Here is a 6,746-nt window from a genome sequence, read left to right as displayed (position 1 = left end):
CGGCCAGCACGAGGGTGTGGCGGCCGAAGCTCGTTGTCGTCCCCTCGCTGTCGTCGGCGGCGTGTTCGAACCAGCAGAAGAGGCCTTCTTCGGCCAGCAGGCGGCGCACGAAGGCCAGGTCGCTCTCTTGGTATTGGGTGGTGGTGCCGCGCTTGGGGTAGCGCGCGGGGTCGGCCAGATCCCAGCGCCAGGCGGGGGCCAGCGCGCCCTGCCCGACCCAGCGCTCGAACACCGCGTCGATGATCTCGATGACGCTGCGCTGCTGGAAGATGAAGCTGTCGCGGTTATGCCCGAGAAAGGCGAGCCAGGGCTCGACGATGAGCCGGTAGCGGGCAAAGCCGCCATTGGCGCCGAGGTGGCTGATGGCGGTGATATGGCCGTGGAAGGGGCGGCGCTCGATGCGCGACAGCCCGGTTTGCAGATCGAGCCGGACGGCTTGGCCGAGCAGGCTGCCGAGCGGCAGGTGGGCGTTTTCCGAAAGCGCGTCGAGCACGATGCGCATACCACTGTGCTCGGTGAGCGGCCCGATGGCCTCTGTGATGGTGGCCGTTTCGGCCAGCAGGACGTCCTCGCCCGCGCTCGTCGTCAGACACATCAGCCGCTGGTGCTGGGCCCAGCCGGCGGAGAGAAAGAGGGGTGAGTTCATGGGACGACGTCGGCGAGTTGGGAGGAACGAGAGCGAATGATAGTGTCATTCGTTCGTCACCAACAAGCATGCCGTCGTCCTAGTTCGTCAAATGCGGCACACCCGCGGCACTATACAACGGGCATGCGCACTGCGACGCGGCAATCGGATCGGGGCCACACGCGGGGTGCCCCGGTGTGGCGTGTCAGACCGGCTTGCAGTCGCTGGCCAGCGGCTTGCCGCGGCGATCGTCGAGCAGCACGCTCTTCCACGGCAGGTCGATCCACACCAGCGCGCTGGTCGCGCTTTCGTAGCGCGGCAGGCCCGAGGCCGACGGGTTGCGCGCCAGGGCGACCAGTTCGCCCTGCCAGCCGACGTTGATGCGGTTGTGATCGTCGACATCGCGAAACACGTCGACATATTGTCCGGCATCGCAATGGTAGCGGCCGCTGCTCAGGACGAAGTCCATCTGGACAGGGGCGCCGGTCACCGGATCGGCAGGCGGCGCCTCGACCACCGACACCGTCGGGGTCGAACTACAGGCGGCCAGGCCCAAGGAAACACTCACCACCGCGATCCACTTGCCGAACATCTCACGCCCCTTTCTCATGTCATAGCGGCCCACAGGGTAACCGCTTGGCGACGACCAAACTGCAACAAAACGCTTCAGGGCGCGAGCGGCACGCATTGGCAGTGGGCGTAGCGCTGGTCCGGATCGTTCCAGCTCAAGAGCTCCAGCGCATCCTGACGGATCTGCGACAGCCACTGGCCGGCCAGCCCGCCACTCGCGCCGCCGGACAACTCGGGCATCACATGCTGCAGCAGCTGCAGGCGCAACGGCAGTGGCATTTCGGCATCGACGCGATGGTAGGTGGTGAGGCCGGCCAGACGGGCCGCGGCGGCCACGGCCTGATCGAGCCCGCCGAGCTGGTCGACCAGGCCGCGGGCCTTGGCTTCGCTGCCGGTCCAGACACGGCCCTGGGCGACGGCGTCGGCCGCCTCCAGGCTCATGTTGCGCGACTCGGCCACGCGTTTGAGGAAGCTGGCATAGGTGTGGTCGACACCCATCTGCAGTGCGGCGATGGCGTCGTCGGACAACGGCCGGCGTGGGTCCAGCGCACCGGCGAGCGGCGCGGTCGCCACGCCGTCCACATCCAGCCCGAGGCGCTGCATCGGCTCGGAGATATCGGGAAACAGGCCGAACACGCCGATCGATCCGGTCAGCGTCAGCGGCGCGGCCCAGATCTCGTCGGCGCCGGTAGCGATCCAGTAGCCCCCCGAGGCGGCCACCGAGCTCATCGAGGCGACCACCGGCTTGCCCGCGTCGCGCAGCGCCTGCAGCGCCAGGCGGATCTGCTCGGAGGCGAAGGCGCTGCCGCCCGGGCTGTCGATGCGCACCACCACGGCCCGCACCCGCGCATCGTCACGCAAAGCCTGGAGCAGGGTGACGATGGCGTCGCCGCCGACTGTCCCCGGCGGGCCGTCACCATCGACGATGGCGCCTTGCGCGGTGAGCACTGCGACGGTACCGCCGTCCTGCGGCAGCCAGTCGTCGGTGGCGGCGAGGTAGGGGCCGACATCGACACGGTTCGGGCTGACGAGCGCCGGCGCCAGGGCGAAGCGGCTTTGCAGGTAGGCGGCCCAGGCGTTGTCGTCCATCAGCGTGTCGACCAGCCCCTGGCGCTTGGCCATCTGCGCCGTGTCGCCACCGGCTGCGGCGAGCAGGCCGCGATAGTCGATGACGAAATCGTCCACCGCCGCCGGGGTAATCTTGCGCGCGGCGGCAACATCGGCGCGCAGCTGGCCCCACACGGCGTCGAGCAGCTCGCGCGTCACGGCCCGGTCTTCGGGGGACATGTCGCTACGCGTGTAGGGCTCGACGAAGGATTTGTACTTGCCGGCGCGAAACACCTGCACCCGCACGCCGAGATGGTCGAGCGCACGCTTGTAGTAGGTGTCGTAACGGGCCAGCCCCTGCAGCAACACGTAGCCGTCCGGCGCCATCACCACCTCGTCGGCGGCCGTGGCCAGGTAGTACTGCGCCTGGTTGAAGCGCCGGGCGCGGGCGATCACCGGCTTGCCGCTGGTCTTGAAGGCGGCGATGGCATCGCGGATGGCGGCCAGCTTGGTGACCGGCGCCGGGCCGAGACGATCGGTTTCGATCACCAGCGCACGGATGCGGCTGTCGGTGGCGGCGCGGCGGATGGCGGTGAGCACGTCGTCAAGCACCACCTCGCCGACGCCGCGCCCGCCCTGCAGCAGATCGGCCGGCGCCGGTGGCGTGGCCGCCTCGACCAGCCGGCCTTCGGGCGCCAGGAACAGCACGCTGCCGTCGGCAATGTCCGGCGCCCGGCTCAACCACCAGGCCATGGCGATGAGCAGCACCACCAAGAGCAGGAGCAGGTTGGCCAGCACACGGCGCAAACCGTCGATCAGCCACCAGATGGCACGAAACGGAGCGGTCAGGAATCGCCACATGCAGTCGTATCCTTGGTTTCAGTCGTTATCAGCGACGCCGGAATACCAGATCCCAGACGCCATGGCCCAGCCGCAGGCCGCGTTGTTCGAACTTGGTCAGCGGCCGGTAGTCGGGGCGCGGCGCGTAGCCGTCGGCGGTGTTGACCAACTGCGGCTCGGTCGACAGCACCTCGAGCATCTGGATAGCATACTCTTCCCAGTCGGTGGCGCAGTGCAAGTACCCGCCGGGCTTGAGCCGGCTGGCCAGCAGGCCGACGAAGTCGGGCTGGATCAGGCGGCGCTTGTGATGGCGCTTCTTCGGCCACGGATCGGGGAAGAACACATGCACGCCATCGAGGCTGTCGGGCGCGATCATGGCCTGGAGCACCTCCACCGCGTCATGCTGGATGATGCGCAGGTTGGGGATGGCGTCGGCGTCGATGAGCTTGCACAGGTTGCCCACGCCGGGGCTGTGCACCTCGATGCCGACAAAGTCGGTGTCCGGCAGGGCGCGGGCGATCTGCGCGGTCGCATCGCCCATGCCGAAACCGATCTCGACCACCTTCGGCGCCACGCGGCCGAACACCTCGGCCAGATCGATGCGGGCGTTGCGGTAGGCGATGCCGACCTGCGGCATCTTCTCGGCCAGATAGCGCATCTGGGCGTCGGACATGCGCCCCTGGCGCAGCACGAAGCTGCGGATGGCGCGGTGCGACAGGCGGCCGTCGGCCTCGGGGGTGTCCGGGGAGTCGTGGGTATCGGTCATGGCAGGGGCAGGCAGGCCCGGCGCCGCAGCGCCGGGCGGGGATGGTCAGCGGCCGATCAGGCCGGTGGTGGGCGAGCTGGGGCTGGCGGCGTAGGTCTTGCGCGGCATGCGCCCGGCAAGAAAGGCCTCACGGCCGGCCTCGACACCCTTCCTCATGGCGCGCGCCATGAGGATCGGGTCCTGTGCCTTGGCAATCGCGGTGTTCATCAGCACCCCGTCGCAGCCCAGCTCCATGGCAATCGCCGCATCGGAGGCCGTGCCCACGCCGGCGTCGACCAGCACCGGCACAGCGCTCTGGTCGATGATCAGCTGCAGGTTCCACGGGTTGAGAATGCCCATGCCGGAGCCAATCAGGCTGGCCAGCGGCATCACCGCCACGCAGCCGATCTCTTCGAGCATCTTGGCCTGGATCGGATCGTCCGAGCAGTACACCATGACGTCGAAACCGTCCTTGACCAGCGTCTCGGCGGCCTTGAGCGTTTCAGGCATATTGGGGAACAGGGTGTCCGGGTCGCCCAGCACTTCGAGCTTGACCAGCGTGTGCCCGTCGAGCAGCTCGCGCGCCAGACGCAGGGTGCGCACCGCGTCGTCGGCCGTATAGCAACCGGCGGTGTTGGGCAGCAGGGTGAAGCGCTCCGGCGGCAGGAAGTCGAGCAGATTCGGCTCGTCGGGGTTCTGGCCGATGTTGGTGCGGCGGATGGCGACAGTGACGATCTCGGCGCCGCTGGCCTCGATGGCTGCGCGGGTTTCGTCGAAATCCTTGTACTTGCCGGTGCCCACCAGCAGGCGGGAACCATAGGTCTTGCCAGCGATGACGAGAGAGTCGTTCATGAAAAGGCTACCGAAAAGGAGAGGCAGGAACAGGCGCCGGGGCGATCAGCCGCCACCGACCGCCACGACGATTTCGAGGCAGTCGCCATCGGCCAGCACGGTCTCGGCATGGGCGCCGCGCGGCACGATCTGGCCATTTCGCTCGACCGCCAGCCGCTTGCCGGCCAGGCCCTTGGCCTGCAGCAGATCGGCCACCGACAGGGTCGACGCCAGCGTTTCGGGCTGGCCATTGATGCGCACGGAAATCATGGAAGCTAAGGCCGCGGATGACTCGAAAAGAAGGCCAAATTGTAGCACGCACCCCGACCACGGCCGGCGCGGGCCAAATTGCCAAAGCCGGGCGCCGGAGCTACAATCCGCGCTGTCGCGTTCGCGGCAGATCCCCCCGAAGCGGGTGTAGTTCAATGGTAGAACGGCAGCTTCCCAAGCTGCATACGAGGGTTCGATTCCCTTCACCCGCTCCACTTCGATCCCCCAAGTTTCAAGCGGCGCTGTTGGCTGTCCTTCCAGTGAGGGGTTTGATCCCTTTCTCGATCCAGCGAAATCCACAGGCAGCCGGTCTCGATCGGTACTGCTAGTGGTGACCAATACGGTGGGCGTTCGCTCCGCATGGAGGCTGGAGGCGCCGGGCCTCGAGAACGAGCGGCGCATTCAACTCGCCTTTCAGGTGTTGGACACCCGCTTGGAGACGTGACGGTCGGCAGGCCACCGACATGCCGTACACCATCGCCGCCAAGCCTTCTAGCGTGCCGACGATTAGGAAGCACACGATGCGCAGGGTGGAGACGCGGCTCCAGCACGCACAAACCGGTGGCGATGTCGAATAGCGCACCGTGCTCGCGGCACACGCCGCGGCTCATCCGGAACCCGGTGGCAGACGACGGATCACCCCACCATGGCCGGAGGGAAGGCCTGGACAATACGCTGGTTGATCTCACCAAAGACCCGCCGATCCTGCCAGCGCGCCTCCATCCGAATGCGATCGCCGAACTTCATGAAGGACGTCGAAGATGCACCCTTCTCGATGACTTCGATCGCGCGACGTTCGGCGATGCAAGCCGAGCCCCTCTGATCTCCGGCATTGGACACGGTACCGGAGCCGAGGATGGTTCCTGCCGACAGCCGCCGCGTGGCGGCGGCGTGCGCGATGAGTTGGTGAAAACCGAAGTTCATTTCGGCGCCGTTGGGGTTTCCGAACCACTCGCCATTCAATTCCACTGCCAGGTCCAGGTGGATACGCCCTTCACGCCAGGCCTCGCCGATCTCATCGGGAGTCACTGCCACCGCCGCGAAGCTGGACGACGGTTTGGCTTGGAAGAAGCCAAACCCGGCTTTCATCTCGCGCGGACCAAAGGCTCTCAGGCTGACGTCATTGATCTGAACTAGCAGCTTGACATGCCGCAACGCCAGCTCCGCAGGGCAGCCCAGCGGCACGTCGTCCACGATCACGCCGAACTCGCCCTCGAAATCAATGCCATGCGCTTCGCTCGGCAACACCACGTCGTCCGTCGGGCCCAACATGTCGTCCGACGCGCCCTGGTACATCAGCGGTATCGTTTCCATATCGGGAATGGGCGGCGTGCCGAAGGCCTGCTGCATGAGGTTACCGTGGTTCAGAAAGGCGGACCCATCGCACCACTGGGGCGCACGGGGCAGCGGGGCGGCGGCCAGCCCAGGGTCGAAATCAAACGCACCGACGGCTTCGCCCGCATTGAGATCGGCATACAAAGCGGCCAGGGCAGGCTCACACTGCGTCCAACACTCCAGTGCGGCCAACAAGTTGGGCGCAATCGATGTGGCTTTGACTGCGCGGCGCAGGTCGCGCGACACGACGACAAGGATGCCATCCTTGTGCTCGGCCTTAAGTGTGGCAAGTTTCATTGAATGTGCCCTTGGTCACGATGGAGGAGGTAGGGTCAGACCGACATATCGCATGGGTCACATCGGTCTCCAGAAAGTGCTGAACATGTTGGCCAGCAGCACCGTGCCTGCGAATACGGCACACACCACCGCTGAGCAGCACAAGCGGTCTCCCAGGTCGTGCAGGTCCGGTCGTTGAAGCCGTTT

General features: G+C 66.7%; 7 protein-coding genes and 1 tRNA gene. 1 reads left to right on the top strand and 7 read right to left on the bottom strand.

Translation table 11 applies throughout. The features are described from left to right. The 6 genes from I8J34_RS02930 to thiS all read right to left on the bottom strand — a co-directional run. On the bottom strand, positions 1 to 646 hold a 646-nt coding region (locus tag I8J34_RS02930), incomplete at its 3' end, for a type VI secretion system Vgr family protein (protein ID WP_214359870.1). A gap of 184 nt (positions 647 to 830) precedes the next feature. Further along, a complete protein-coding gene (locus tag I8J34_RS02925; protein ID WP_214359869.1) occupies positions 831 to 1,217 on the bottom strand; it encodes an MliC family protein in 387 nt (128 codons plus the stop codon). Positions 1,218 to 1,291: 74 nt separating this feature from the next. Next, entirely contained in the window at positions 1,292 to 3,103 is a 1,812-nt protein-coding gene (gene sppA, locus I8J34_RS02920; protein ID WP_214359868.1) for a signal peptide peptidase SppA, read from the bottom strand. A 28-nt stretch (positions 3,104 to 3,131) separates the two neighbouring features. Beyond that, on the bottom strand, positions 3,132 to 3,848 hold the full coding sequence (trmB, locus tag I8J34_RS02915) for a tRNA (guanosine(46)-N7)-methyltransferase TrmB (RefSeq protein ID WP_214359867.1): 717 nt from the start codon (positions 3,846 to 3,848) through the stop codon (positions 3,132 to 3,134). Positions 3,849 to 3,893: 45 nt separating this feature from the next. Further along, on the bottom strand, positions 3,894 to 4,679 hold the full coding sequence (locus I8J34_RS02910) for a thiazole synthase (RefSeq protein WP_214359866.1): 786 nt from the start codon (positions 4,677 to 4,679) through the stop codon (positions 3,894 to 3,896). 45 nt (positions 4,680 to 4,724) lie between these two features. Further along, a complete protein-coding gene (gene thiS, locus I8J34_RS02905; RefSeq protein ID WP_214359865.1) occupies positions 4,725 to 4,928 on the bottom strand; it encodes a sulfur carrier protein ThiS in 204 nt (67 codons plus the stop codon). Between the two features lie 141 nt (positions 4,929 to 5,069). Between thiS and I8J34_RS02900 the strand changes: the two genes are divergently transcribed. Then, a tRNA-Gly gene (locus I8J34_RS02900) sits at positions 5,070 to 5,143 on the top strand. 421 nt (positions 5,144 to 5,564) lie between these two features. On the opposite strand, the gene I8J34_RS02895 is transcribed toward I8J34_RS02900, so the two are convergent. After that, positions 5,565 to 6,560 (bottom strand): fumarylacetoacetate hydrolase family protein, encoded by a 996-nt coding sequence (locus I8J34_RS02895; protein ID WP_214359864.1) that lies wholly within the window; start codon positions 6,558 to 6,560, stop codon positions 5,565 to 5,567. Between the last annotated feature and the right edge of the window lie 186 nt (positions 6,561 to 6,746).

The sequence above is a fragment of the Denitromonas iodatirespirans genome, from assembly GCF_018524365.1.
Lineage (GTDB): Bacteria > Pseudomonadota > Gammaproteobacteria > Burkholderiales > Rhodocyclaceae > Nitrogeniibacter > Nitrogeniibacter iodatirespirans.
This window is presented reverse-complemented; position numbering and strand designations above follow the sequence as displayed.

Bases quoted from the DNA above. Each gene is read 5' to 3' on its own strand.
- I8J34_RS02925 (WP_214359869.1), bottom strand. From the start codon at position 1,217: ATGTTCGGCAAGTGGATCGCGGTGGTGAGTGTTTCCTTGGGCCTGGCC.
- sppA (WP_214359868.1), bottom strand. From the start codon at position 3,103: ATGTGGCGATTCCTGACCGCTCCGTTTCGTGCCATCTGGTGGCTGATC.
- trmB (WP_214359867.1), bottom strand. From the start codon at position 3,848: ATGACCGATACCCACGACTCCCCGGACACCCCCGAGGCCGACGGCCGC.
- I8J34_RS02910 (WP_214359866.1), bottom strand. From the start codon at position 4,679: ATGAACGACTCTCTCGTCATCGCTGGCAAGACCTATGGTTCCCGCCTG.
- thiS (WP_214359865.1), bottom strand. From the start codon at position 4,928: ATGATTTCCGTGCGCATCAATGGCCAGCCCGAAACGCTGGCGTCGACC.
- I8J34_RS02895 (WP_214359864.1), bottom strand. From the start codon at position 6,560: ATGAAACTTGCCACACTTAAGGCCGAGCACAAGGATGGCATCCTTGTC.